This window comes from Kitasatospora sp. NPDC001660, assembly GCF_053596725.1.
Window position 1 is genome coordinate 18,060 of the sequence record NZ_JBSFGU010000015.1, and the last position, 25,350, is coordinate 43,409.

A 25,350-nucleotide genomic window follows, 5' to 3' on the forward strand; every position below is an offset into this window, starting at 1 on the left:
TCCCAGATGATCGGACGGGCGCTCAACGGGCGTTACGAACTCGTCGAGATACTCGGCGTCGGCGGCATGGCCACCGTCTGGCGCGGCGTGGACCGCGTGCTGGGACGCCAGGTGGCCGTCAAGGTCCTCAACGGGGGCCTCGCCGACGACCCGCGCTTCGCCGAGCGGTTCTCCCGGGAGGCGCAGCACGCCGCGATGCTGGTGCACCCGAGGATCGTCATGGTCTTCGACTCGGGCATGGACCAGGGCTCGCCGTACATCGTCATGGAGCTGGTGCACGGGCGCTCGCTGGCGGAAGTGCTCGCGCAGCAGCCGCAGCTGCCGGTGGAGCGCGCCGTCGGCATCGCGGCGGCGGTGTGCGAGGCGCTCGCGGTCGCGCACGCGGCCGGGCTGGTGCACCGCGACATCAAGCCGGGCAACATCATGATCACCGACGACGGCGGGGTGAAGGTCGTCGACTTCGGCATCGCCCGGGCCGGCTCGTCCAACAACCTGACCCAGACGGCCATGGTGCTCGGCACCGCCGCGTACCTGTCGCCCGAGCAGGCCACCGCCTCCGAGCTGGACGGCCGCACCGACCTCTACGCGGTCGGCTGCGTGCTGAGCGAGATGCTGACCGGCGAGACCCCGTTCACCGCCGAGACCCCGGTGGCGATCGCGTTCAAGCACGTCAGCGAACAGCCGCCGGCGCCGTCCGCACGGCGCCCCGGGCTGCCGCCCGCGCTGGACGCGGCGGTGCTGCGGCTGCTCGCCAAGAACCCGGCCGAGCGGCCCGCCGATGCCTCCGCCGCCCGCGTCGAACTCCTGGCCACCGTCCCGGGGCTGGTCGTCGGCGACCCGACGGCGGAGCTGCTCGCCACCGCCGCGCCGACCCAGGCGCTGCCGCCGGTCCCGTCGAACCAGCAGCACACCACCGTGCTCCCGCCCCAAGCTCCCGCTGCCACCTCCCTGATGGCGCCCGTCCCGGTGGCGCCACCCGCCCCCGCCCCTGCCCGGGCCACCCGCAGCCGCAAGCCGCTCGTCCTGGGAGCGCTGGGCGTGGCCGGCCTGGCCGGGGTCGCCGCCATCGCCCTCACCGCCTTCGAGCCGGCCGGCAACGCGGCCGCCCGCAGGCCGGCCGCCACCGCGCCCGCCGCCCAGGCCCCCGCGCCCGCGGCCACCACCGCCCCGGGCGCCGCGCCCACCACGGCGGCCGGCCCGCCCGCCGCCACCCCGACCGTCCCGCGCAACCAGCCCCCGGCCGCCCAGCTGAACGCCCTCCGCCAGGCCGTCGCCCAGACGCAGATCGGCGGCAAGGACCGCGACCGTCAGGTGGAGCTCCTGCGCGTCCTGGACGACGCCGCCGCCCGTCTCAACGAGGGTGGACCCGACGACGCCACCCAGGATCTGAGGGACGCCCAGAAGCTGGTCCGCGACCTGAGCAAGAAGCACGCCATCGACGGCCCCACCAGCAAGGACTGGAACGCCCGCCTCGGCGCGCTCTTCACCGCCCTCCACGCGGCGGCCGACAACCCGGACGACTGATGCCCGGCCATGCGCGAGAGGCCGTGACGGTTAGGCGTGGTGGCGGAGTTCGCCGGATTTGATGGCTCGGAGGAGGGTGGCGAGGCGAGCAGGGGTGGTGCGGAGGATGGTTTCGCCTTCGTCCGACTCGCGGAGTTCGACCAGCCCGGCGGCCGTACGGACCTCAACGCACTCGTTGTTCGCGGCGCTGAAGCTGGACTTCTGCCACTCTGACCTACGCATAGCTGGCCTTCACATCCTTCATGACGGATCGAATGAAATCGCGTGATCCTTCTTCGGGAAGCGCCGTGGAGTCCAGGCGAGAGAAGATCGCTCGGTGCTTGGTCAGGTCCGCTGGGGAGTCGAAGAAGAGTGCGCCCTGGGTTACATCCATCTGGATGGTTCCCAGTTCAGGGACTGGCCCCTCGGCGAATGTGAGGTTCTCGCCAGAGCCGGGAAAGGTATCGACGGCGAACGGTACGACGCGGACCGAGATGCCGGGCTGCTCGGAGTCTTTGAGAAGTGAATCAAGCTGACCGGCGAGGACCTTGGGCCCGCCGAACTGCATCCGCAACGCTGCCTCGTGGACGAATACCTGCAAGGGCACAGCACCGGAGCGGACGACCTCTTGTCGCTTGAGTCGAAAGGCTGTCCTGGTGTCGATGTCTTCCGGTGGCAGGGGAGGGAAGATCCGGGCGAACACGGCAGAGGCATAGTCGCTGGTCTGGAGCAGGCCAGGCATGTAGGTGGTCGTGCAGATGGTCAGCCGCGTGGCACGGCTTTCGAGCTCCGCCACCTCAAGGAAGTCGATGGTCAGGGCGCCGCGATACTCCTCCCACCAGCCCTTCTCCCGCTCGGAGGCCATGTTGGCGAGGGCGTTGATCAACGGCTGGTTGGCGCAGTTGCAGGCCGAGGCGACGGTCCGCAGGCGCTCGGGGCTGACGCCGATCTTTGCTGTCTCCATCTGCGTCATCTGGCCGGGACTGATTCCGAGAATGCGGGCGAGCTGGCTACCGCCGAGGCCGACTTGCTCCCGCATCCTCCGCAGCTCGGTGCCGAGCCGGCGCTGACGGAGGGTCGGATTGGAGCGAAGGGCCATGGCGTCCTCTCTGTCGGTGCTGGGGCCAGTGTGCCGCGCTGGCGTTCAACAGGTCCATCTGGGCTGGGTTTCACGGTAGAGGGAACTTTTAGGTCCACGCCTAAAAACTCAGGCGTCGTGCGCTATGGTCGATGTCATATCGATCCGACGGATCGTCAGTAACGCTATTCCGTAGCACCGCAGAGCAGTCATGCCTTCCGCCTGGCCTGGCTCACGGCGACGTATCCGCCGGTTCTCCGACACCACTCCACACCACGCCCGGGAGTCCTCCCATGCGTCACCTCAACACGCCCTCCCTCGCCCTCACCCGTCAGTCCCTCCGCGACGCGATGACCCGCGCCGGCTGGCCCCCCTCCTCCACCTTCGACGCCGAACTCGCCCTCTGCGAGCTGCTCGTGAACGCCTGGCGGCACGGCGACACCCCCGCGCCGATCGTCCACATCCTCTTCCTCGACAAGGTCCTCCGGGTCTCCGTCTCCGACGAGAGCCCCGTGCTCCCGGGCCCGCGGACCCCCGCCCTCCTCTCCGAGTCCGGCCGGGGCCTCCAACTGGTCGAAGGCCTCACCAGCCGCTGGGGCGTCGACCCGCAGGAGCGCGGCAAGTCGGTCTGGTTCGAGTGCGAGCTGGACGCCGCCTGATGTCCCTCCGCCGCCACCCCATGAAGCCGACCGACCCGCGGATCCGGCACTACTCCGACGACCACATCCGTACCCTCCTCGCCGAAGTCCAGGAGCGCGGAAAGAAGTTCGGCCTGATCTGGCCCTCCGCCGACACCGACAGGACCATCGACGGCCGGGTCCTCGTCCGCTTCAACACCGCCCCGGCCTCAACCCTCCTCAACCTCCTCACCCTCCTCCTCGACGCCGAACGCGAGATCTCGTGCGATTCCTGATCCCCACCGCCTTCGCCGTCCTCCTCGCCCTCGCGATCGCCACCGTCGCCCTGGGCGTCATCACCGCCCTCCGCGCGACCCGGCCGCCGGACGAGGGCAGCTGACCGACCGGAAGTGTGGCGGGTCGCGTGCACAGGCCCGCCGCGCCGGATTCAGCCCTGCCAGCCAATCCGTCTCTCGGCATTGCTGTGGATCGCCGGGGACGCCGTCCCGCCCGCGCGCCTGCTCCGTTCAGGCCGAGCCCACGGCTCCGTCCGTCCGGCCGGGTTCGTCCAGCAGCTCCAGCACCGCCAGCACGCCCACCAGCCCGAGCGCCAGGCAGAGCGTCACCAGTGCCGTCGGGTAGCTCCACAGCACGAAGGCCAGCGCCGCCCCCGCGACCGCCGCCCAGCCCAGCCACGCCTTCCAGCGGTGCACGAACCGCCCGACCGGCCCGAGCCGCAGCCCAGCCCGCTCGGCGGTGCTCCGCACCGCGCCCAGCCCGGCCCGCCACAGCCCGCGGACCGTCCCGGCCCACCGTCCGGAGCCGCTGATCCAGGCGCCCAGCGCGACCAGCAGCCCGAGCGCGATCACCACCCGGACGGTGGAGCGCAGGTACCGCACGAGGGTGTCGTAGACGGCGTGCGCGGCGGCCTGGTCCACGCCCGCCGGGAGCGCGTCCAGGTAGACGGCCCGGAACACGCTCAGCCCGACGCCCAGCAGCAGCGCCCCGCCGGCCATGCCGAGCGCCGCCGCGACCACCGCCCGGCGGCGCCGGACGGCCAGCAGTACCCCGCCGACCGCGCAGGCCACGGCCAGCACCGGCACCCAGAAGCCGGCCACGTCGAGCACCCGCAGGCCGGTGCGCAGGGTGGGGACGGCGTCCGACTGCACCAGCGTGTACGAGGTGTGGATCTCCGGGATCCGCGAGGCGATGGACAGCCCGTGGTCGACGAGCGCGGTCCTCACCCGGGCGATCAGCGGGGCGAGGTCGAGCACCACGGTGTCGTTCTTGATCTGGACGGCGCCGCCGCCCTGCCCGGTGAGCATCCGGTCGATCGCGGCGTGCGCCTCCCGGTTGGCGTCCGTCCAGACGGCGGCGAAGGCGTCGCTGTCCACGACGCGCTCGACCTGGGTGTGGACGAAGCCGGTGAGCCCGCTGTCGAGGGCCTGGCCGATGCTGCCCAGCAGTGCGCCGAGCTTGGGCCGGTCGTCCGGCGCGATGTCGGCGAGCAGTGAGTCGACCGGGAGTTGCTTCATGATCTCGTCGGTCACCCGGTCGGTGACGGCGGCCCGGACGGCCGGGTCCCGGGCGAGCGGGGCCATCGTGGCCACGTACCGGTCGGTGTCGGAGATCTGCGACTTGGCCCAGACGGCGACGGCGCCGAGCGGCGTCAGCAGGAAGGCCAGCAGGATCAGCAGGACGGCGAACGAGGACCGCACCCGGTGGTGCGGCGGGCGGGTTCGCAACTCCTCGGCGAGCCGCGCCTCGTGGGCCTCCACGGCGCTCAGCCGGGCCCGCAGGTCGGCCAGTTCGCCGGGCGGTTCGCCGGACGTGTCGCCGGGCGGCCCGTCGGACGGTTCGTCGGGCGGCATGCGGTGACTCCGTTCCTCCGGTCGGTGCCTCCCAGGAGACAACGGATCACCGCGGACGGCCACTCGGGATTCCGGGACGACGGGGCCCGGGAACGGCGGAAGCCCCCGGCTCCGTCACGGGGACGGGGCCGGGGGCTTCCGGAAGGTCCGGCTTGACTCAGGCGGTCGTCTCGGGCCGCTTGGTCTCGGCCGCCGTGGTGATGTTCGTCGGGGTGACGGCCGGGCGGTCGGCCGGCTGCTGGGCGGTGCTCTGCGCGGTGCCCGCGGCGTCGGCCGGGGTGTCGTCCTCGCGCATCGCCTTCGTCTCCGCCTTCAGGATGCGCATCGACTTCCCGAGGCCGCGGGCCATCTCCGGCAGCTTCTTCGATCCGAACAGCAGGACTACGATCGCCAGCACCACCAAGATGTGCCAGGGCTCAAGACCGTTCCGCAGCATCCCTGGCCACCGGTCCCTTCTTGTCTAGAGTCACGGGAGGGCAAAGTACCCGTCCGGCCAGTATGCCTGGACTTGACGCGGAACGGATACACCGGCCGGGAAACGCTGGTCGAAAACCAGGTGCCGCTCAAGCGGACCGCGAGTGCCTGCACCCTGTTCCGACCTTGGCGGCCAGGGGTGTCGGAGGTCACAGTGGGCGAAGGCCGGGTTCAGTAGACGAAGGGGACGAGCCGCTTCGACTCCCGCCGGTACTGCGCGTACGCGGGGCCCAGCGCGGACACCAGCAGGCGCTCCTCGGCGGCGATCCGCCAGCTGTAGGCGGCGAGCAGCAGCGCGAGGACGACCAGGGTGGCCGGCCAGCTGCCCAGGCCGAGCGCGTAGCCCGTCCACACCAGCAGGCTGCCGCAGTAGCCGGGGTGACGGATCAGCCGGTACGGGCCGGTGCGGACGACCTGCTGGGTGTCCACGGTGCGCAGGGTGCGGGTGTAGAACCGGCCCAGGGCGCGCATGCCCCAGGCCCGCAGCGCCAGCCCGGCGGCGATCAGCGCGACGCCGAACCAGCGCGCCCCGACGGGAAGTTCGCCGACGGACGCGCGGCCGAAGAGGACCACCGCCAGGACGGAGACGGCGTAGCAGGCGAGCAGCAGCCGGGTCGAGCCGCGGTCGCGGTCGTCCGCGCGCCAGGTGCCGGCGGCGGAGTCCTCGCGGCGGCGCAGCAGCAACTCGTACCCGGCCCAGCACAGGACACCGAGGACGGAGAGCAGGCTCGGCAGGGACATGGGGGCTCCTGACGCTCGGGGACCACGGGACGGGCCGCGGACGGGGGCCACGTCCCCACCACGCTCCTCCTGCCCGGCCGGCCCCGCACGGACCCGGGGGTGGACGCGAGCGCTTCCACCCCCGGGTGGAGCCTCAGTCCGTCCGCCGTGCCAGCAGGTAGCCGCGGCGGGTCGGGGCCTCCTCGGGCAGGCCCTCCCGCTCCAGCCGGGCCTCGACGGCGAACCCGGCCGCGGCGAGGTGCGTGGCGACGGCGTCCGTCTGCAGGAAGTGGAAGTCCACGTCGACCTCGTGCCCCCACCACTCGTCCAGCCGCCGTACCTCGGTGCCCAGGTGGAACGAGACCAGCAGGACGCCCCCGGGCCGCAGCACCCGCCGCATCTCGGCGAACGCGGGCGCCAGCTCGTCGGGCTCCAGGTGGATCACCGAGTAGAGCGCCACGGCCCCCGCGAACTCCCCGTCCCCGGCGGGCAGGTCGAGCAGGTCGCCGGCGCGGAAGGCGGCCTTCGGGTGCTCGCGGCGGGCCAGCTCCACCATGCGGGGGGAGAGGTCGATCCCGACGACCTCGGCCCCGCGCCCGGCCAGCCACCCCGCCACGTGCCCCGGCCCGCACCCGAGGTCCGCGACCACCCCGCCGGCGGCCTCCTCCACGACCACCCCGAGCAGGGCCCGGTCGACGGCCTTGTGCGCCAACTCGCCCCCGATCCGCCCGAGGTACTCCTCCGCCACCGTGTCGTAACTCCCGCGCACCCGCGCGTGATCAGCAACCATGGCCCCACCCTGGCACGTTGCTTCGGGCTGCAACAGATGTACAACTGCTACATTTGCGACATGACTGAACCGGTGATCGAATCGATGGCCGAGGTCCGGAGCCATCTGGCGGACGTGATCGACCGAGCCCGCCGTGACGAGACCCCGACGATCATCACGCGACGCGGCAAGCAGGAGGCCGTGGTGATCGACATCGCCGAGTACCAGCGCCTCAAGGAGGTCGCGGAGCGGGCCGAGGACGACTGGCTCAACCGTCTCGCCGACGAGGCGGTGGCCGAGGGCTTCGACGGCTCCGTCTCGCTGGAGGAGATGGCCGCCATGCTCCGCGAACACCACGGCTGACCGCGATGGGGCACGTCACGCGCTTCAGCCCGCGCGCGCAACGGGACCTCCTCAAGGTGCCCAGGCCGGAGGCCCTCCGGATCCTCCACCGCCTGGCCGAACTCCAGCGGGCGCTGGACGGCGGCGACACCTCGGGGTTCGACGTCAGGGCTCTCCAGGGGCACCACGCCCGATGGCGACTGCGGGTGGGGGACTACCGCGTCGTGTACACCGTCGGGGACGGGGTGCTGATCGTCTGGGTCATGGCTGTCGACAACCGGCGTGAGGTGTACCGGAGCCTCTAGCGCCTTGCCCCCGCCCTGGCCCGGCTCGAACACGGCTGGTCCCCTCCACAACGGGCCGGCGCTCAGGGGTATCGGCGCCGGCCGACGCAGGGCCGCGGGCAGTTTACGGGACAGGGAACGGCGGAGAGCCCCGCCCGAGTGGGCGGGGCTTCCCCGATGCGTGGCTCCGGCCCGGGTGGGGTCAGACGCCGGCCGGTTCCGGGGCCGGGGCGGGGGCGGCGGCCGGGAGGTGGCGCATCAGGCGGTAGGCCAGGACGGCGGCGCCGAGGGCGAAGACCAGGCCGACCACGGCCGCCACGTGCAGCCCGTCCGTGAACGCGGCCCGGGCGGTGGCGAGCAGGTCGGCGCCCAGCCGGCCCGGGAGGTGGGCGGCGACGGTGGCCGCGCCGCCGAGGGTGTCCCGCGCGGCGCGGGCGGCCTCGCCGTCCACGCCCGCCGGGAGGGCGCCGACCAGCTGGTGGCGGTAGACCGCGGCGCCCGCCGCGCCGAGCAGCGCGATGCCGAGCGAGCTGCCGAGCTCGACCGCCGTCTCGGAGGTGGCCGAGGCGGCGCCGGCCCGCTCGGCGGGGGCGGCGGACACGACCATCTCCGCGGTCATCGTCATGGTGCCGACCGTCCCGGCGGCCAGCACGCCCGCCGCGGTGAGGATGAGCGCGAGCGGCGAGCCCGCGCCGACCTGCGTCATCATCGCGAAGCCCGCCGCGCCGACCAGGAACCCGCCGCCCATCAGCACCGCCGGGCGGACCTTCCCGGCGAGCGCCGAGCCGATCCCGACCGCCGCGCCGACGCCGACGCTCGGCACCAGCGACCAGAGCGAGGCGGTGAACGGGCTCATGCCCTTGACCAGTTGCAGGTACTGCGAGGTGAAGAGGGTGAAGCCCATCATCGCGAACATGGCGACGGCGTTGACGCCGACGGCCCCGCTGAACTCGCGGATGCGGAACAGGCCCAGGTCGATCAGCGGCTCGGCGGCGGTGCGCTGGCGCCACACGAACGCGGCGGCGAGCAGCAGCCCGACCGGGACGGCGAGGGCGGGCAGCAGGCTCCAGCCGTCCACCGCGAGGGTCTTCACGCCGTAGACGATCGGCAGGATCGCGGCCATCGAGAGCACGGCGCCGAGCAGGTCGAAGCGGCCGGTGCGTGCGGTGGAGCGGTACTCGGGCAGCAGCACGGGGGCACCGAGCAGCACCAGGGCCATCACCGGGACGGCGAGCAGGAACGCGGAGCCCCACCAGAAGTGGTCGAGCAGCAGGCCGCCGGCCACCGGGCCGAGGGTGGCGCCCGCGGTGAGGATGCCGCCCCAGGCGCCGAGCGCGATCTGCCGCTGCTTGGGGTCGTGGAACATGTTCCGGATCAGCGCGAGCGTCGAGGGCATCACGGTGGCCCCGGCGACCCCGAGCAGGGCCCGGGCGGCGATCAGCTGTCCGGCGCTGTCGGCCCAGGCGGCCAGCAGCGAGGCGCCGATGAACCCGGCCGCGCCGGTCATCAGCAGCCGGCGGCGGCCGATCCGGTCGCCGAGCGCGCCCATCGTGATGAGCAGGCCGGCCAGCAGGAACGAGTACATGTCCATGATCCACAGCTGCTGGGTGCCGCTGGGGGCGAGCGTCGTGGAGATGTAGGGGACGGCGAAGAACAGCACGCCCATGTCCATGGCGAGGACGAGGGTCGGCAGCAGGAGGACGGCCAGGCCGATCCATTCACGACGGCCCGCGCGGCCGGTGGTTGCGGTCATGGGAAGTACCGTACGGACGTTCAAGACACTTGTCTAGTACGAACGTGTCAATCGCTTGTGCAAGACGAGAGTGCAAGACGGAGGTGCAAGACATCTGTGCAGCACTTCCGTAGGATCGGAGTATGGGAAACCGCGAAGACCTCATGGCGGGCGCCAAGCGCTGCCTGTACGAGAAGGGCTACGGCCGCACCACGGCCCGGGACATCGCCACCGCCTCGGGCGTCAGCCTGGCTGCGATCGGCTACCACTTCGGCTCGAAGGACGCGCTGCTCAACGCGGCGATGATCGAGGCGATCGGGGAGATGGGCATGGCCCTGGGTGCCGTCGTCATCGCCGCGAACCAGGCCTCGGAGGACCCCGAGGAGCGCTTCGTCGCGGTGTGGGAGGGCCTCAAGGGCGTCTTCGTCGAGCACCGGGGCCTCTGGGCGGCCCAGTTCGAGGCGCTCGCGCAGGCCGGGCACGAGCCCGACCTGGCACAGGCGCTCGCGCAGGCGCAGAGGGAGGGCCGGCTCGGCCTCGCCGCGCTCTTCCAGGGGCTGCCCGAGGTGCCGGACACCGAGGAGGAGCTCGCCCGCGGCTCCTTCTACCAGACCCTCCTGGCCGGGTACGTCGCCCAGTGGCTGGCCGCGCCCGAACTCGCGCCGTCCGGACGGGACTTCCTGCGCGGGCTGCGGCTGGTCGCGGCGAGCGTGCCGGAGCCCGTCACGCGGTGACCGTCACGCCGTGGCCGTCACGCGGTGGCCGTCACGTCGTGACGACGGTCAGCAGCACCACCGAGTCGACGTGGGCCAGCAGCCCGTGCCGCTCCTGCGGGACGGGCGCCAGCTGGCCCGTCGACAGCTCCTGGTGCTGCCCGGCCACCGTCAGCGCCACCCGGCCGCGCAGCACCTGCACGCTGCCGGCGGTGGGCGGGGTGTGCTCGTCCAGCGAGGTGCCGCCGGTCAGGGCGATCACGGTCTGCCGCAGCACCCCGTCGTGCAGCACGAGGTGGGCGCTGCGCCCGTGCGGGCTCTCGGCGGCCTTCGCGGCGTGCTCCACGGCGAGCTGTTCGAGATCGGGCATCGCGGCGTCCTCCTGCCTGTGAGCCCAGGTTGGCGGACGCCGGGGGCTCCCGCACCCGGAGCCGTTCGGGGTGCGGGCCCCGCCCAGTGCCCGCATCGTGGAGGCATGGCGACCAACGAGAGTTACCTCAGCGGGTTCCAGGTCAACCGCCCGCTGCTGATCGGCGGCGCGGTGCTCACCGGCATCGGCTCGGTGCTCGGCGCGGCCGGGGTGGCGATGGTGTGCGTGGCGCTGGCCGCCGCGGGCCGCGACTGGGTCCGCAGCCGGGAGACCCCGCCCACCGCCCTGGCCCAACGGGCGCTGCACGAGGCGCGGGTGGCCTCCGTCGCCGGCTGGCAGGCCTGGCGCGCCGAGCACGGGTCGCCCAACTGACCCCGCCCGCGACCCCGCCCGTGCACCCCGCCCGTGCACCCCACCTGGTCGGAGCGGCCGGCCGCGGCGACCGGACGGGCACGGCGGGCCGCCATGGGGGTGCGGCCCGCCGCAGCTGGGAAACCTGCCGACAGCCGGCCTACAGGCCGAGCGACTTGGCGATGATGCTGCGCATGACCTCGCTGGTGCCGCCGTAGATCCGGAAGACCCGGTTGTCGGTGTAGAGCCGGGCGATCGGGTACTCCAGGATGTAGCCGTAACCGCCGTGCAGCTGGAGGCACTTGTCGATGACGGTGGACGCCGACTCGGTGCAGAACAGCTTCGCGGCGGCCGCGTCGGCCACGGTCAGCTCGCCCTGCTGGTACAGCTCCAGCGCGCGGTCCACCATCGACTGCTGCGCCACCACCTGGGCCTCGCAGTCCGCGAGGGTGAACTTGGTGTTCTGGAACTCGGCGACGGCCTTGCCGAACACCTTCCGGTCCTTGACGTACTGCAGCGCGAACCGCACCGCCGCCGCGGCCGCCGCGTACGCGCCGACCGCGATCGCGAGCCGCTCCTGCACCAGGTTGTGGGTCAGGTAGGTGAAGGCCCTGCCCTCCTCCCCGAGCAGGTTCTCCACCGGCACCCTGACGTCGCTGAACGCCAGCTCGGCGGTGTCCGAGGTGCGCAGGCCGATCTTCTGCAGCTTGCGGCCGACGGTGTAGCCCTCGGACCCGGTGTCCACGCAGAGGATCGAGAGCCCGCCCCGGCGGTTGTCCGGGTCGTACGGGGAGGTGCGGCAGACCACCAGGACGAGGTCGGCCAGCACGCCGCCGGTGATGAAGGTCTTGGCGCCGTTGAGGACGTAGTGGGTGCCGTCCTCGGAGAGGCGCGCGCTGGTGGTGATGCCCGCGAGGTCGGAGCCGGTGCCCGGCTCGGTCATCGCGATCGCGGTCATGATGTCGCCCGAGACGAAGCCGGGCAGCCACCGCCGCTTCTGCTCCTCGGTGGCGTACTCCAGCAGGTACGGCAGGACGAGCCCGGTGTGCACCCCGGACGAGCCGAAGCTGACGCCCGCGCGGGCGGTCTCCTCGGCGATCACCGCCTGGTACTTGAAACCGCTCTCGCCGGCGCCGCCGTACTCCTCCGGTACCTCGATGCCGTAGACGCCGAGCGCGCCGAGCTGCCGGTAGAAGTCGCGCGGGGGGTGGCCGTCGGCCTCCCAGCTCTCGTAGACCGGGACGACCTCGTTCGCGATGAAGTCCCGGATGGTCTCCCGGAAGGCCTCGTGGTCCTCGGTGAACACGGTGCGGCGCACGGGGCGCTCCCTTCGGTGGTGCCGGTCACGGCTGAAGGTGCCAGGTGATGGCCCCACAAGTTAATCCCGGGTAGCTTCGGCTGTCCAGGGTCGGCACGGAGCGGACCGCCCGGTGAACACCGGGCCACGGCCATGACAAGTGAATCCTTGCTAGCCTTCCCTCGGCAGGGCGGCAGGAACCGGGAGGGGCGGCAGCATGGTGGTCCGACGGCCCCCGGGGCGGCGCGCCCAGATACTCGCCGTGGCGGCCGACCGCTTCCACCGCAGCGGCTACCACCAGGTCTCGATGACCGAGGTGGCCGCCGGCGTCGGCATCACCGCGCCCGCCCTCTACCGGCACTTCCGCGGCAAGCCCGAACTCCTCGACCGCGCCGTCCGGCTCGGCCTGGACGCGCTCGCCGACGGGCTCCGCGCGGCCGACTCCACCGCCGGGCTGGGCGCGGCGCTGGCCGCCGTCGCCGTGGGGCACCGGCCGCTCGGCACCCTGGTGCAGCGCGACGCCCGGCTGCTGCCGCCGGCCCGGCGGGCGGCCCTGCGCCGCGAACTGCGGGCGGACGTCGCCGCGATGAGCGCCGTCCTGCGCGCCGAACGCCCGGAACTGCCGGACGCGGACGCCGAGTTGCTCTGCTGGTCGGCGCTGTCGGCCTGCGCCGGGCTCTCCTACCAGTCGGCGGCGCCGCAGCCCCGGCGGGCCGAGGCGGTGCTGCGCGAGGTGGTCGCGGCCGTTCTCGCGGTGTCCTTCACCGGGGCCGGCAGCGGTGGCACCGGTACCGGCAGTGGTGGCACCGCCGCCGAAGCCGCCGCGCCCCGCCCGCAGGCCCGGCGCGAGGAGCTGCTCGCGGCGGCCGTCCGGCTGTTCCACGAGCGCGGTTTCGACAACGTCAGCACCGAGCAGCTCGGCGCCGCCGTCGGCATCTCCGGCCCCAGCGTGTACCGGCACTTCGACAGCAAGGCGCAGCTGCTCGCCGCCTCGCTGGTCCGCAGCCGCGAGCGCCTGTGGCACGAGGTGGACGGCGCGATCTCGGCCGCGGCGGGGCTGGGCCCCTCCTGCCCGTCGGCGGGCAAGGAGGGAGAGGCCGCGCTGGCGGCCGGCCTGGCGGCGTACGTCGGCTTCGCACGGCGCAACGGCGACTACCTGGGCGCGATGCTCAGCGAGACGGAGCGGCTGGCCCCGCCCGACCGCCGCGTCGCGGTGGACTTCCGCCGGGACTTCCTGCGGACCTGGGTCGGCCTGCTGTGCCGGGTGCGGCCGGACTACGACGCGGCGGCGGCCCGGATCCGCGTCCACGCGCTGTTCGCCCTGGTCAACGACGGCGTCCGGAACCGCCCGCACAGCGCCCGCGCCGACCTCGGCGACTGCCTCCTGCGCCTCGCCCGGGCCGTCCTCGGCGTGTCCTGAGGCCGCCGGCGCCGGCGCCTCCCGCCACGAGGACATCGTCGAACGCTACGGCCTCTGACGCCCACCCCGGGCCCGGCGCCCACCCCGGGCCCGGGGAACCTTCTCCCGCCCTGCTGCGAGGCGATCCTGGCCGGCATCGTGCTGGTCTCGGTGATCCCGGTGGTGGTCGAACTGCTGCGGGTCCGCCGTTCCGGCGGGTCCGCCGGCGCCCGGCACCGCGCCGGGTAGGCGCCCGCAGCGCAGGTCACCCGACGCGACGTACATGTGCGTCCGGCTGTTCGATCAGGCAAGGTGTAACCGGAGATCGATCGGTGGCCCGGTGCCACCAGGGGTGGCGAGGAGCGGAAGTGCCGAAGCGGGGCCGACCGGGCGGGGGCAAGCGGGCGAGGGGAGGCCGAGCGGCTCGTCAGGCGCGGCGCACACCGCCGGTCCAGCCGGTCCACCCCTCCGAAGCGCCGCCCACCGAGGGCCTGCTCGGCCATCCCGCCCCGGTCGTCGAGCCGACCACCGTCGTGCCGCTCGCGCCGCCCGTCCCCGAGACCAGGGGCCTGCTGACCCCGGAGCCCGTGGCCCCCCAGCCGCAGCTCTCGCCGTCCCTGGCGCTGCCGTCGAGGCCGTCCGGCGCACGGCAGGAGGACACGGCGCCGGACGCCGCCGCGTCGTCCGGCGCCGCGTCGACCGACGCCCGCCCGCGCCGCCGCTCGGTCGCCGAGGACACGCTCACCCCCGAGGAGTGGCGGGCCGCCGGCTACACCCCGCCCACCGGCATCCCCGTCCCGGAGCTGACCCCCGGCGCGCCCGGCGAGGCGCCCTGGCCGGACCGGATGCGCACACTCCTGCGCACCCCGATGTCCGAGCGCCCCGCGTTCGAGCGGACGGCCCGCGAGCTGCACCCCTCGGCGGCCCGGAACGTCCCCCGCATCCTCGACCTGACGCTGCGCATCGGCGAGCTGCTGCTGGCCAGCGGCGAGGCCGCCGAGGACGTCGAGGCGGCGATGCTCGGCATCGCGCACGCCTACCGCCTGGACCACTGCGAGCCGCAGGTGACCTTCACCCTGATCGGCATATCGCACCAGCCCTCGCTGGTCGAGCCGCCGGTCACCGCGGACCGCGTGGTGCGCCGCCGCACCTCCGACTACACCCGGCTGAACGCGGTCTACGAGCTGGTCGCGGACATCACGGCGGAGCGGGTCACGGTCAACGACGCCTACCGCCGGCTCGCCGAGATCCGCCGCAACCGGCACCCGTACCCGGCCTGGCTGCTCGCGCTGACCACCGGGCTGCTGGCGGGCGCGGCGACCTTCCTGGTCGGCGGGCGGATCGACGACAAGGCCGGGCTGGTCTTCGCGAGCGCGTTCATCGCGGCCGTGCTCGGCGACCGGCTGGCCTCCGCGCTCGCCCGGCGCCGGCTGCCGGAGTTCTACCAGTTCGTCGCCGCGGCGATGCCGGCCGCCGCCTCCGGGATCATCCTGTCCTTCAACGACTGGGGCCTGCGCGGCTCGGTCGTGATCACCGGTGGCCTGTTCGCGCTGCTGCCCGGGCGGGCCCTGGTCGCCGCCGTCCAGGACGGCCTGACCGGCTTCTACATCACCGCCGCCGCGCGCCTGCTGGAAGTGATCTACCTGGTCGCGGGCATCGTGATCGGCGTGATGCTGATCCTCTACCTCGGCGTCGGCTTCGAGGCGAGGCTGCGGCCGGACGAGAGCCTGGTGGGGATCAGCTACCCGCCGGTCCAGATGGTGGCCGCGATGGTCCTGACCCTCGCCTTCGCGATGCTGCTGCAGACCGACCGCCGCACGCTCGCCCTGGTCACCGCGAACAGCGGCATCGGCTGGGCGAGCTACGGCGCGCTGGTCCACAACGCGGGCGTCTCCCCGATCGTCGCCACCGGCGTCGCGGCCGGTCTGGTCGGCCTCTTCGGCCAGCTGATGGCGCGTTACCGCAGCGGCTCCGCGCTGCCGTACGTGACGGCGGCGATCGGCCCGCTGATGCCCGGTTCGGCGCTCTACCTCGGGATGCTCGCCTTCGCCCAGGGGCACTCCAGCGCCGGGCTGGTGTCGATCACCCGGGCCGCCGCGATCGCGATGGCGCTGGCCATCGGGGTGAACCTCGGTGGCGAGATCGCCCGGCTGTTCATGAAGCTCCCCGTCGGCGTCGAGCGTCCTTCGCTGTACCCGGTCGTGCCCCGCCGGGCCGCCAAGCGCACCCGCGGCTTCTGACCGCCCGTCGGGCCGGTGTTGGAGCGGTGTTGGGCTCCGGGCCACGTCACGGCAGGCAGGACGCAGGACCAGGAACGAAGGTAAGACCCATGACCACACTGCTGGACAGCTACCGCGAGCACATCGTCGCCGCGCACAAACAACCGCTGTTCCTGCTGCTGGTCGGGTTCATCACCTCCTTCGTGTTCATCCGGTTCAGCGTGCGGATGATCCGCGCCAAGGTGCGGTGGTGGCCCGGCAACGTCACGCCCGGCGGCCTGCACATCCACCACATGGTGTTCGGCCTCGGCTTCCTGCTGGTCGGCGGCATCGGGGTGTTCGCCACCTACGGCGGGCACCCGTGGATCGGCTGGTTCGGGCTGTTCTTCGGCATCGGCTGCGGCCTGGTGCTGGACGAGTTCGCGCTGATCCTGCACCTGGACGACGTGTACTGGAGCGAGCAGGGCCGCAAGTCGGTGGACGCGGTGATCTTCGGGATCCTGTTCACCGCCCTGCTGCTGGTCGGGTACGTGCCGCTCGGCGTGGTGCCCGGTCAGGAGACCAGGTGGGGGCTGATCACGGTGATCTCGGTCAACGCCCTGGCCTCGGTGATCACCCTGCTCAAGGGCAAGGTGTGGACCGGCCTGCTCGGCATCATGGTCCCCGGCCTCTCCTGGATCGGCGCGATCCGGCTGGCCCGGTCGAGCAGCCCGTGGGCCCGCTGGCGGTACGCCACGCGCCCCCGCCGCCGGGCGCGCGCGCTCCGGCGCGAGCGACTCCTCCACCGGCGTGCGGACCGGGCCCGCACCTGGCTTTTCGACCTGATCGCCGGCGCGCCGGACAAGGTGCCCGCCAACCACCCCGCCGCCCACCGGGTGGCCGAGCGGATGGCCGCCCGGGCCACCGCCCACCTGGACGCCCACGCCGCCCGGGCGCTGGCCCGCCGCTCGGCGCGGCTCGCCGACCGCCGCTCGGCCGCCGCCTACGCCAAGGGCACCGGCACCGCCTCGGCCGCCGCCACCGCGCACGAGGGCCCGGCGTACGGGGCGTCCGGCGGCGAGCCCGGGCAGGGCCGCCGGGCGGAGCAGCGGCGCCGGACGATCCGGGCCGGACGCAGTCGGACGTACGGGGTGCGGCCGACCGGGTTGGAGCCCCGGCCCGAGCGCCACCCCTACCTGCGGACCCACACCCGTCGGATCCACCGCTAGTTCGCGCACCGCTTTCGCGTGGCCGGAGTTGAGTGCTGATCGGATCATCCGATAATCACCCGGCCGGCGGCGCGTATTCCGCGCGTGAACGGCGGCCGACTTGAGAGCATGAGCAGCGAGTGACCGCATCGTCACGCCTCGGGCGCATCGCCGGGCCGTTCGCCCTGCCGCCTCCCGTCCGTGCGCTGCGCAGCCGCGCATCCGCACCCCGTCCGGCGGGTGGCCGCCCGGTCACCGGCTCGCCCGGTGGGCGGCCCGTCCGGCAGGCGGCCGTCCGACCGCGTGACCCGTCCGACCGCGACGCGTCCGACCCGTGACCCGTCCGGTCCGAGCCGAAGGGATGTCCCGTGGTGCGCAGGCTCCTGCCGACCCTCCTGCTCTCCCTCACCGCCGTGCTCGGGCTGCTCCCCGCCGCCCCCGCCCAGGCCGCCCCGGCCGACCCGGAGCCGTACCCCTCCGCCGAGGACGTCGACCGGGCCCGGGCCGAGGCCGACCGCAAGGCCGTCTCGGTCGGTGCCCTCGAGGCCGGGCTGGCCGCCGCCCGGATCGAGCTCGACCGGGCCGGGCGCAGCGCCGAGCAGGCCGTCGAGGCCTACAACGGCGCGCGGCTCGCGCTCACCCGGGCCCGCACCGAGGAGACCGCCGCCGCGCAGCGGGCGGCCGCGGCCGAGGCCGAGCGGGTCGCCGCGCTCGAGGACGCCGCCCGGCTCGCCGCCGAAACGTATCGGCAGGGTGCCGGCGCCGAACTGTCCGCGCTCAACGCCCTGCTCGGCGCGCGCGGACCGCGCGAGCTCGGCGACCGCGCCACCGCGATCGGCGTCGCGAGCGACCGCACCCGGCAGGTCCTCGACGCCGCCACCGCCACGGCCGCCGCCGCGAGCCGCGCCTCCGACGCCGCCCGGACCGCCACCGAGGCCGCCGGGCGGGCCGCCGCCGAGGTCGGCGCCGCGCGGGGCCGGGCCGAGGAGCGGCTGGCGGCGCAGCAGAGCGAGGTCCTCGCGATCGGCCGCCGCCGCGAGCAGCTGCTCGCCGACCTGGCCGCCGCCCGGCACACCACCGTCGAGCTGGAGCGGCAGCGCCACGACGCCCTGGAGGCGATCGCCGCCCGCGAGGCCGAGGCCGCCGCCGAGAAGGCGGCGGCCGAACAGGCCGGGGCCGAAACGGCCGCCGCAGCCGCGGCCAGGGCCATCCCGGCGGCACCGCCCGCCCGCCCGTGGTCCCCGGAGGCCGCGGCCGCCGCCGTCGCCTTCGCCCGGTCGAAGATCGGCCTGCCGTACATCTGGGGCGGCGAGGGCCCGGCCGGCTACGACTGTTCCGGCCTGACGATGATGGCCTGGCGCGCGGGCGGCAGGCAGCTCAACCACTTCGCCGCCGACCAGTACGCCCAGAGCACCCCCGTCCGCTACAGCGACCTGCGCCCCGGCGACCTCGTCTTCTGGACCGACACCGGCCGCGCCGCCGACATCCACCACGTCGGCCTCTACATCGGCGACGACCAGATGATCGAGGCCCCGCGCGTCGGCATGCCCGTCAAGCAGGCCAGCCTCTGGATCATGGGCACCCCCGACTTCTACGCCCGCCCGTAGCGTGCGGGGCTCCTCGTGGCCCCGTCGGGACGGGTTCCGGAGCTCCTCCCGCCGGAAGCGCAGCGGCACGCCGCTCCGGATTCCAGGACGCGACCGCCCGCACCAGCGGTTTGCGCGACCTGTCGGTGGCCGTGGCTAGCGTGGGGGTTCCGATCGTCGGCGAGGAGGCGTTTGTGCGGCTGCGGAATGTCGAAGAGGGCGATGCCGGGGCGTACGTGCGGATGCGGTGCGATCCCGTGATGATGGCCGAGTTGGGCGGGCCGCTGCCGGAGGAGAAGGTGGTCGAGCGGCTGCGCAAGGACGTGTCGGAGGTGGCGGAGGACCGGTCGTGGATCAAGGCGATCGTCGTGCCGGACGGCGCCGGGGAGGTCATGGCCGGCGGGATCGCGCTCTGGTCGTACGAGGAGGACGGCGCCGCCGTCTCCGAGGTCGGCTGGATGGTGCTGCCCGAGTTCCAGGGCCGCGGGCTCGCCAAGGCGGCCGTCCGGGAACTGCTGGACGCGGCCGCGCGGGACGGCCGCTGGGGCGAGGTGCACGCGTTCCCGGCCGTGACCAACGGGCCGTCCAACGGCATCTGCCGGGCGCTCGGGTTCCGGCCGCTCGGCGAGCGCGACGTCGACTTCGCGGACCGCGTGCTGCACTGCCGGCACTGGGCGGTGGTGCCGGGGGAGCACGTCGGGTGGGGCACGAATAAATGAGGTGCCGTCACCGGGGCCCGGTCGTACGGTGGCCCCATGGGCGACACGACCGACGAAGGGGCCGTCGAGACGGTCAACGGGATTGAGATCCGCGCGATTTCCGAGGACGAGGTCGCCGCGTGGGACCGCGCGCTCGCCCTCGGCTTCCTGCGCCCGCACGTGGAGAGCGCCGCCGAGTTCCGCCGCCTGCAGTGGCGGCCGGGGCGGGTGCTCGGCGGCTTCGACGAGGGCCGCTGCGTCGCCACCTTCCGCAGCTTCGACGTCGAGCTGACGGTCCCGGGCGGCGCCACCGTCCAGGCCGACGCCGTCACCGCCGTCACGGTCAGCGCCACGCACCGCCGCCGCGGCCTGCTCAGCGCCATGATGCGGCGGGACTTGACCGCCGCCCGCGAGCGCGGCTCGGCGGTCGCCGTCCTGATCGCCGCCGAGTACAACATCTACGGCCGGTACGGCTTCGGCCCGGCCACCCGGGGCCACGGCTGGAACGTCGACCTCAACCGCACCCGCGGCCTGCGCGACGGCCTGCCCACCGTCCCGGGCGGGCGGATCGACTTCGTCACCATGGCGGAGCTCCGCAAGGTCGGCGCCGAGCTCCACGACCGCTGGCGGCTCACCCAGCCCGGCGCGCTCGCCCGCGACGAGCTGTGGTGGAAGCGCTTCACCGGCGAGACCACGGTGCCGGGCTTCGAGTTCAAGGAGCCGTTCGCGGCCGTCCACCGGGACGCCGAGGGCACCGCCACCGGCCTGGTGGTCTACCGGGTCGACGACACCTGGGACGGCAGCTACCCGAACTGCACGCTCACCGTGGTCGACTTCCTCGCCCTCGACCGGGCGACGGCGGCCGGGCTGTGGCGGTTCGTGCTCTCCGTCGACTGGGTGCGCAAGGTCGTCATCGAGAACATCGGCCCGGACGACCCGCTGCCGCTGCTCCTCCAGGACCCGCGCGCCGCCACCCCGTACGTGGACAACGCCGACTTCACCTGGCTGCGCGTGCTCGACGTCGCGAAGGCCTTCAACGCCCGCACGTACGGCGCGCCCGGGCGCGTGGTGCTGGAGGTCGAGGACCGGCACGGCTTCGCGGCCGGCCGCTGGGCGATCGAGGTCGCCGCCGACGGCACCGGCCGATGCACGCCGACCGGCGACGCGGCCGATCTCGCCCTCGGCGCCTCCGAGTTGGGCACGCTCTACCTGGGCGGTGAGACGCTCCCGCGGCTGGCCGCGGCCGGCCTGGTCACCGAGCTGCGCCCGGGCGCGGCCGCGGCGGCCGACCTGCTGCTGCGCACCCCGCTGCTGGCCTGGAACCCGGACACCTTCTGAGCCCGCGTCGCCCGGGAGCCGGTCCACGAGCGAGTGGGCCGGCTCCCGGCGATCCCAAGCGCCTTGTGCGGCGGGCTACTGGCCGGCCGTCCTGCCGATGGTGGGCAGGATGAAGTCCTGGATCAGGCCCTTGGCGTCGCGGACGATCGGCCGGAACACCCGGTAGCGGGAGAGGTTGATGATCCGGGCCACCATCGGCGTCGAGCGGTGCACGTACTGCCGGGTGCGCTCGGTGTCCTCGGTGCGGTCGAAGACCCAGTACAGGACGACGATCATCAGGTTCAGCCAGAGCAGGTCCGGCAGCAGTTCGGCGAGTTCGGCGTCGAGCTTCGGCGCCAGGTCGGAGCCGGTGAGCACCTCGCGGAACAGCTCGACGGCGGTGGCCCGGGCCGGGTGGGACTCGTTGGAGAACGGGCTCAGCGCGCTGTTCGGGTCGGCCGCGGTGCGGAAGAACTGCGCCGCGAACTCGTGGTACGGCTTGGCACAGTCGATCCACGAGGCGACGGCGATCTCCAGGCGCTCCGCGAAGTCCCGGGTGCCGGCCAGCCGCCGCCGGGCGTCGGCGGCGTGCTCGTACGTCATCCGGTCGTAGAACCCTTGAATCAAGAATTCCTTGGACGAGAAGTAGTAGTAGGCGTTGCCGACCGAGACGCCCGCCTCGGCGGCAATGGCGCGCATGGTGGTCTTGTCGTAGCCGCGCTCCTGGAACAGCCGCATCGCGGTCTCCAGGATCAGCGCCCTGGTGGCCTCGCTCTTGTCGGTCTTCGGCTGGGCGCGGCTGCCCCGGGACTCGGCGGGCGGTGCCGCGGCCGGTGCCGCCGAGCCCTCCGTGCGGGGCGCGGTCGGCGCCTCGGTCGTGTCGCCGGTGCCGTCCGTGCCGGCCGTCCGGTCCGTTCCGGCGGCTCCGGTCGTCCCGCCCGTTCCGTTGCTCGCTTCCAGGTCTGCCACGGGCACGAGCCTAGCCGGAGACCGGACTCCAGCCGGTGTCGGTGCGTGCGGCACCGGATGCCCCCTCCGCATCCGGTGCCGCCGCCCCGCCCCCGCTTCTTTCGAACGTGTTCAAAAGCATGCCGGAACTGTAGCGGGCGGGATTGAACATGTTCAACTCTGGGGTGTGGGAGGCTTGTCACGTGATCCGTTCCGAGCAGACCACCATCCGGCGCGGTGGGGCGAGCGACGCCGAGGCCGTCGCCGACCTCCACGCGCTCAGCTGGCGCACGGCGTACCGGGGGATCGTCCCCGCCGAGGCGCTCGGCGACGGGCTGGCCGCCCAGCGCCGCGAGCTGTGGGCGCTGCGGCTGACCGCCGACTACGGGGATCCGGCCGACACGCCCGAGCTGCTGATCGCCGAACGGGCCGGGGAGTTCGTCGGGTTCGCCTACCTCGTGCCACAACCGGAAGGCCGGGTGCTGCTCGACAACCTGCACGTCCGGCCCGGCAGCACCGGCGGCGGGATCGGCCGTGCCCTGCTGGCCGAGGCACGCGCATACGTCGCCGTACGGCACCCCGGGGCCGCCCTCTACCTGGAGGTGCTGCGGGACAACACCCGCGCGGTCGCCTTCTACGAACGTGAGGGCGGCCGACGGACGGCCGAGCAGGAGGGCGTGTTCCCTGGCGGCCACGTGCTGCCCGAGTACGTGTACACCTGGCCGGCGGACGAGTCGGCGGACAGGCGCCCGGCGGACGTTCAGCAGTCGTAGACCGTCACCGGCACCCCCCGCTCCACGAGCCGCGCCCGCACCAGCGGTTCGACCCGCTCCCAGCGCCCGCCGGCCAGTCCGCAGCCGATCCTCGGCATGTGGACGGAGGCGCCGAGCTCGGCCGCCCGCTCGCCCAGGGCGGCAAGCGCGATGTCGACGGCCTCGTAGCGCACCGGCACGCCGGTGGAGCGCCCGGTCCTGATGCCGCGCTGGCCGACCATGTTGGCCACCCAGACGTACGGCTCGACCTGCACCAACTGGAGCGCGCCCAGCCCGAAGTCGTTCCCCGCCCGCTCCCGGTACCAGCGCCGGAACGCCGCCTCGGGCCCGGGCCAGCGCTTCGACAGGGCGAGGACGAAGCCCTTGCCCCAGCCGCCGAGGTCGTTGCAGACGTGTGCGATCACCTTGACGCCCTTGGCCTGGGGCGCGGTGGCGTCGCCTCGGACATACGTGATGGTCGACATGTCCGAAACGCTAGCGTGCCGTACTGACAGTCCGTTCGGAATCTCCGACCGGCCCCGGCCGGGCACCGGGCACCAGGTGGCGCCGTCCGGCCAGGGCGATCAGCAGGGCGAGCGCGGCCGCTCCGGCGGGCAGCGCGTAGCCGGTGCCGGGCGGGGCGTGCTCGGCGACCGTCCCGGCGAGGGCCGCGCCCGCCGATATGCCGACCACGATGCCGGACACGGCCACCGCCATCCCCTCGTTCAACTGTCGCTGCGGCAGCAGCTCCTGGACGAGCGTCATGCCCGTCACCATGGTCGGCGCGGTGCCGGTGCCAGCCGCGAACAGCATCAGCCCGAGCACGCCGAGCCCGGCCCCGCCCAGCCCGGCCGCGAGCGGCAGGAGCAGCAGCGCGGCCATCGTCGCGATCCCGCGCAGGAACCGCACGCCCGGGGCCGAACGCGGCGTCAGCAGTCCGAAGAACAGCCCGGCCGCGCACGATCCGGCCGCCACCAGCGCCAGCAGCCCGCCCGCGACCGGCTTGTGGCCGAGCGCGTCGGCGTACGCGACCGTGGTGATCTCCGTCGAGCCGAACACCGCGCCGGTGGCGAGGAAGGTCAGCACGAGGACGCGCAGCCCGGGCGTGCGCAGCGGCGAGTCGTGGCGCAGCGTCACCGGGTGTGCGGCCAGCGGCGGTTCGGTGCGTCGCTGGGCGGCGAACAGCAGGGTGCCGGTGCTGCCGAGTGCTCCGGCCGTGAGCAGCCCGGCCTCCGGCGCGACGGTCGTGCAGAGCAGCATGCCGAGGACCGGTCCGGCCATGAAGCAGAGCTCGTCCAGCGCCTGTTCGAAGGAGTTGGCCACGTGCCGGGCGGCGGGGTCGTCCCGGTGCAGGTGCGCCCAGCGGGCCCGGGCCATGCCGCCGAGGTTGGGCGCCGCCGCGCAGGCCGCCCAGCAGGCGTAGAGCGTCCAGTCGGGCGTGCCGAGCCGGACGCAGAGCAGCAGGCCGAGGAGCGGCACGACGTTGTACAGCGTCGCCGGGACGGCCACCCGCGCCTGCCCGTAGCGGTCGACCAGTCGTCCGATCAGCGGCATCCCGATCGCGCCGGTGGCGAGCCCTGCCGCGGCGACGGTGCCCGCCAGCGCGTAGGAGCCGCGCCGCTCGGCGATCAGCACGACGAGCGAGACGCCGGTCATCGAGAGCGCGAGCCGGCCGAGCAGCCCGGTCAGGGTGAACGCGGCGGCGCCGGGGGCGGCGAACAGGCGCCGGTACGAGGCGAGGACGGACGAGCCGGGGGTGGACGTGAAAAGGGCGCGCGAGGCCATGGGGCTCCTGGGGAGTCGTCGAAGGGAATGCCCTCAGCCTCGCCCCGCGGCCCGCCTCCGGTCCAACACCTGTTCCGTCGCACTCACAACACGGTGTTGTTAATCTGCCGCCATGCCCGTCGACCTGCACCCCCGCCTGCTGCGCGGCTTCGTCGCGACCGCCGAGACGCTCCACTTCGGCCGGGCCGCCGGCCTGCTGCACGTGGCCCAGCAGGCGCTCAGCCGGGACATCCGAACCCTGGAGCGGCTGCTCGGCGACGCCCTGTTCACCCGCAGCACCCGCAGCGTCGAACTCACCGCAGCCGGGCGGCGGTTGCTGCCGCAGGCCCGCCAGCTCCTCGCCCTGCACGACGAGATCGTCGCGGGCGCCGCCGAACGCCCCCTCCTGCTGGACCTCAACAGCGATGTCACCGGCCCCGACCTGACCGCCGACCGGGTGCTCGCCCGGGCCCGCGTCGCCCGGCCGGAGGGCGAACTGCTGGCCCGCTTCCACGGCGGCCTCGCGGCGGCCGCCGTCGAACTGCTCGCCCACCGGCTGGACGTGTCCTTCGGCCGCTTCGCCGGGCTCCCTGCGGCACTGCGCGCTCAACTCGACCATCTCCCGGTCAGGTTGGAGCACATCTCGGTGATGATGGCGGACACCCACCCGCTGGCCGGCCGCCCGGTGCTGCGCCTCGCCGACCTGGCCGGGCACCCCGTCGACATCTGCGCGGGCAACCCGGCCACCACCGAGTGGGCCGATCTCGGCGCCCGCCTGCTGCGCGAACACGGCCTGACGGCGGCAGCCCCGTACGTGCCTCCGGTGGGCGTGGACGAGACCGCCCGCTACCTCGCGCGGCACGGCGACGCGATGCTGACCACGGTGGGCGGTCCGCGCATCCCCGGCGCCGTGAACGTGCCACTGGTCGAGCCGGTGCCGCTCTGCCTGGTCAGTCTGGTGCACCGGCCCGGACTGCGGCACCCCGGCCTGGCGGCGCTGGCCGGCGCGGCCGCCGAACTCGGCGCGGCGGAGGGCTGGTTGCGCCGCCCGCCGGGCAGCTGGCTGCCGGTGGCGGACGCGGCACTCCTGCCGGCCTGAGCCCGCGGGGCACCCCGCCCCATCCGCCGGGGCCCATCCGCCGGGGCCCGCCGTGTTGCCCTGGCCGTCTCGGGCACCCCAGCCGTCTCGGGCACCCCGGCCGTCTCGGCCCGGCTTGACCGCCGCCCTGCCCGCCAGACCGGCGGCGTGGTCGAGGAATTCCTTGCACCCCTCGGCTGTTGGCCTCGGAAACGACGCATCGCCCCTGCCGTTCGGGGGCCGGCAGGGGCGATGCGGTTCGGGTGGTCCGACCGTGTTCG

The 25,350-nt window shown here is 73.9% G+C and carries 27 protein-coding genes; 15 read left to right on the forward strand and 12 right to left on the reverse strand.

Features of this window, described 5'->3' with window-relative positions:
• The first annotated feature begins 6 nt into the window (after positions 1-6).
• Complete coding sequence (locus tag ACWCXH_RS18300; RefSeq protein ID WP_449802442.1) at positions 7-1,524, forward strand: protein kinase domain-containing protein; 1,518 nt, start codon at positions 7-9, stop codon at positions 1,522-1,524.
• Positions 1,525-1,554: 30 nt separating this feature from the next.
• Here ACWCXH_RS18300 and ACWCXH_RS18305 read toward each other — a convergent pair whose 3' ends face one another.
• A complete protein-coding gene (locus tag ACWCXH_RS18305; RefSeq protein ID WP_449802443.1) occupies positions 1,555-1,746 on the reverse strand; it encodes a DUF397 domain-containing protein in 192 nt (63 codons plus the stop codon).
• Entirely contained in the window at positions 1,739-2,602 is an 864-nt protein-coding gene (locus ACWCXH_RS18310) for a helix-turn-helix domain-containing protein (protein WP_449802444.1), read from the reverse strand. The genes ACWCXH_RS18305 and ACWCXH_RS18310 overlap by 8 nt, the downstream gene beginning before the upstream one ends.
• Positions 2,603-2,874: 272 nt before the next feature.
• Between ACWCXH_RS18310 and ACWCXH_RS18315 the strand changes: the two genes are divergently transcribed.
• Together ACWCXH_RS18315 and ACWCXH_RS18320 are read left to right on the forward strand one after the other, a co-directional pair.
• On the forward strand, positions 2,875-3,240 hold the full coding sequence (locus ACWCXH_RS18315; protein WP_449802445.1) for an ATP-binding protein: 366 nt from the start codon (positions 2,875-2,877) through the stop codon (positions 3,238-3,240).
• Positions 3,240-3,494, forward strand: a complete 255-nt coding sequence (locus ACWCXH_RS18320) for a hypothetical protein (RefSeq protein ID WP_449802446.1) — start codon at positions 3,240-3,242, stop codon at positions 3,492-3,494. Before ACWCXH_RS18315 ends, ACWCXH_RS18320 begins: the two co-directional genes overlap by 1 nt.
• A gap of 231 nt (positions 3,495-3,725) precedes the next feature.
• On the opposite strand, the gene ACWCXH_RS18325 is transcribed toward ACWCXH_RS18320, so the two are convergent.
• The 4 genes from ACWCXH_RS18325 to ACWCXH_RS18340 form a co-directional block, all read right to left on the reverse strand.
• Entirely contained in the window at positions 3,726-5,069 is a 1,344-nt protein-coding gene (locus ACWCXH_RS18325; protein ID WP_449802447.1) for a hypothetical protein, read from the reverse strand.
• 157 nt (positions 5,070-5,226) lie between these two features.
• Complete coding sequence (gene tatA, locus ACWCXH_RS18330; RefSeq protein ID WP_449802448.1) at positions 5,227-5,505, reverse strand: Sec-independent protein translocase subunit TatA; 279 nt, start codon at positions 5,503-5,505, stop codon at positions 5,227-5,229.
• A gap of 209 nt (positions 5,506-5,714) precedes the next feature.
• Entirely contained in the window at positions 5,715-6,284 is a 570-nt protein-coding gene (locus ACWCXH_RS18335) for a methyltransferase family protein (RefSeq protein WP_449802449.1), read from the reverse strand.
• 133 nt (positions 6,285-6,417) lie between these two features.
• On the reverse strand, positions 6,418-7,053 hold the full coding sequence (locus ACWCXH_RS18340; RefSeq protein ID WP_449802450.1) for a class I SAM-dependent methyltransferase: 636 nt from the start codon (positions 7,051-7,053) through the stop codon (positions 6,418-6,420).
• Between the two features lie 60 nt (positions 7,054-7,113).
• Between ACWCXH_RS18340 and ACWCXH_RS18345 the strand changes: the two genes are divergently transcribed.
• Positions 7,114-7,395, forward strand: a complete 282-nt coding sequence (locus ACWCXH_RS18345) for a type II toxin-antitoxin system Phd/YefM family antitoxin (protein WP_449802451.1) — start codon at positions 7,114-7,116, stop codon at positions 7,393-7,395.
• Positions 7,396-7,400: 5 nt separating this feature from the next.
• Positions 7,401-7,679, forward strand: a complete 279-nt coding sequence (locus ACWCXH_RS18350) for a type II toxin-antitoxin system RelE family toxin (RefSeq protein ID WP_449802452.1) — start codon at positions 7,401-7,403, stop codon at positions 7,677-7,679.
• Between the two features lie 181 nt (positions 7,680-7,860).
• On the opposite strand, the gene ACWCXH_RS18355 is transcribed toward ACWCXH_RS18350, so the two are convergent.
• Positions 7,861-9,411, reverse strand: coding sequence for an MFS transporter (locus ACWCXH_RS18355; RefSeq protein WP_449802453.1), 1,551 nt, complete (start codon positions 9,409-9,411; stop codon positions 7,861-7,863).
• A 122-nt stretch (positions 9,412-9,533) separates the two neighbouring features.
• Between ACWCXH_RS18355 and ACWCXH_RS18360 the strand changes: the two genes are divergently transcribed.
• Positions 9,534-10,124, forward strand: a complete 591-nt coding sequence (locus ACWCXH_RS18360; RefSeq protein WP_449802454.1) for a TetR/AcrR family transcriptional regulator — start codon at positions 9,534-9,536, stop codon at positions 10,122-10,124.
• A 31-nt stretch (positions 10,125-10,155) separates the two neighbouring features.
• On the opposite strand, the gene ACWCXH_RS18365 is transcribed toward ACWCXH_RS18360, so the two are convergent.
• On the reverse strand, positions 10,156-10,473 hold the full coding sequence (locus ACWCXH_RS18365; RefSeq protein WP_449802455.1) for a cupin: 318 nt from the start codon (positions 10,471-10,473) through the stop codon (positions 10,156-10,158).
• A 105-nt stretch (positions 10,474-10,578) separates the two neighbouring features.
• Between ACWCXH_RS18365 and ACWCXH_RS18370 the strand changes: the two genes are divergently transcribed.
• Positions 10,579-10,845: a hypothetical protein gene (locus ACWCXH_RS18370; protein ID WP_449802456.1), complete on the forward strand. Its 267-nt coding sequence runs from the start codon at positions 10,579-10,581 to the stop codon at positions 10,843-10,845.
• A gap of 139 nt (positions 10,846-10,984) precedes the next feature.
• Here ACWCXH_RS18370 and ACWCXH_RS18375 read toward each other — a convergent pair whose 3' ends face one another.
• Positions 10,985-12,142, reverse strand: coding sequence for an acyl-CoA dehydrogenase family protein (locus tag ACWCXH_RS18375; protein ID WP_449802457.1), 1,158 nt, complete (start codon positions 12,140-12,142; stop codon positions 10,985-10,987).
• A 196-nt stretch (positions 12,143-12,338) separates the two neighbouring features.
• Here ACWCXH_RS18375 and ACWCXH_RS18380 point away from each other — a divergent pair, with 196 nt between their 5' ends.
• The 6 genes from ACWCXH_RS18380 to ACWCXH_RS18405 all read left to right on the forward strand — a co-directional run bounded on the left by ACWCXH_RS18380 (position 12,339) and on the right by ACWCXH_RS18405 (position 20,548).
• The gene (locus ACWCXH_RS18380; RefSeq protein ID WP_449802458.1) at positions 12,339-13,541 is read left to right on the forward strand and encodes a TetR/AcrR family transcriptional regulator; all 1,203 of its coding nucleotides are present in this window, start codon (positions 12,339-12,341) and stop codon (positions 13,539-13,541) included.
• A gap of 347 nt (positions 13,542-13,888) precedes the next feature.
• The gene (locus tag ACWCXH_RS18385; protein ID WP_449802459.1) at positions 13,889-15,760 is read left to right on the forward strand and encodes a threonine/serine exporter family protein; all 1,872 of its coding nucleotides are present in this window, start codon (positions 13,889-13,891) and stop codon (positions 15,758-15,760) included.
• Between the two features lie 89 nt (positions 15,761-15,849).
• Entirely contained in the window at positions 15,850-16,947 is a 1,098-nt protein-coding gene (locus ACWCXH_RS18390; RefSeq protein ID WP_449802460.1) for a hypothetical protein, read from the forward strand.
• A 347-nt stretch (positions 16,948-17,294) separates the two neighbouring features.
• Positions 17,295-18,533, forward strand: a complete 1,239-nt coding sequence (locus tag ACWCXH_RS18395) for a C40 family peptidase (protein ID WP_449802461.1) — start codon at positions 17,295-17,297, stop codon at positions 18,531-18,533.
• Positions 18,534-18,706: 173 nt separating this feature from the next.
• Positions 18,707-19,231: a GNAT family N-acetyltransferase gene (locus ACWCXH_RS18400; protein WP_449802462.1), complete on the forward strand. Its 525-nt coding sequence runs from the start codon at positions 18,707-18,709 to the stop codon at positions 19,229-19,231.
• Positions 19,232-19,267: 36 nt separating this feature from the next.
• Complete coding sequence (locus ACWCXH_RS18405) at positions 19,268-20,548, forward strand: GNAT family N-acetyltransferase (RefSeq protein ID WP_449802463.1); 1,281 nt, start codon at positions 19,268-19,270, stop codon at positions 20,546-20,548.
• Between the two features lie 75 nt (positions 20,549-20,623).
• Here ACWCXH_RS18405 and ACWCXH_RS18410 read toward each other — a convergent pair whose 3' ends face one another.
• Positions 20,624-21,496 carry a TetR family transcriptional regulator gene (locus ACWCXH_RS18410; protein WP_449802464.1) on the reverse strand — a complete coding sequence of 291 codons (873 nt, stop codon included), beginning with the start codon at positions 21,494-21,496 and terminating at the stop codon, positions 20,624-20,626.
• Between the two features lie 182 nt (positions 21,497-21,678).
• On the opposite strand from ACWCXH_RS18410, the gene ACWCXH_RS18415 reads away from it, so the two are divergent.
• On the forward strand, positions 21,679-22,248 hold the full coding sequence (locus tag ACWCXH_RS18415; RefSeq protein ID WP_449802465.1) for an N-acetyltransferase family protein: 570 nt from the start codon (positions 21,679-21,681) through the stop codon (positions 22,246-22,248).
• Here the strand turns inward: ACWCXH_RS18415 and ACWCXH_RS18420 are convergent.
• Positions 22,236-22,712 (reverse strand): macro domain-containing protein, encoded by a 477-nt coding sequence (locus ACWCXH_RS18420; protein WP_449802466.1) that lies wholly within the window; start codon positions 22,710-22,712, stop codon positions 22,236-22,238. The two genes, ACWCXH_RS18415 and ACWCXH_RS18420, sit on opposite strands and share 13 nt — an antisense overlap.
• A 10-nt stretch (positions 22,713-22,722) precedes the next feature.
• Positions 22,723-24,012, reverse strand: coding sequence for an MFS transporter (locus ACWCXH_RS18425; RefSeq protein ID WP_449802467.1), 1,290 nt, complete (start codon positions 24,010-24,012; stop codon positions 22,723-22,725).
• Positions 24,013-24,124: 112 nt separating this feature from the next.
• On the opposite strand from ACWCXH_RS18425, the gene ACWCXH_RS18430 reads away from it, so the two are divergent.
• Complete coding sequence (locus ACWCXH_RS18430) at positions 24,125-25,090, forward strand: LysR family transcriptional regulator (RefSeq protein WP_449802468.1); 966 nt, start codon at positions 24,125-24,127, stop codon at positions 25,088-25,090.
• Positions 25,091-25,350 lie beyond the last annotated feature (260 nt).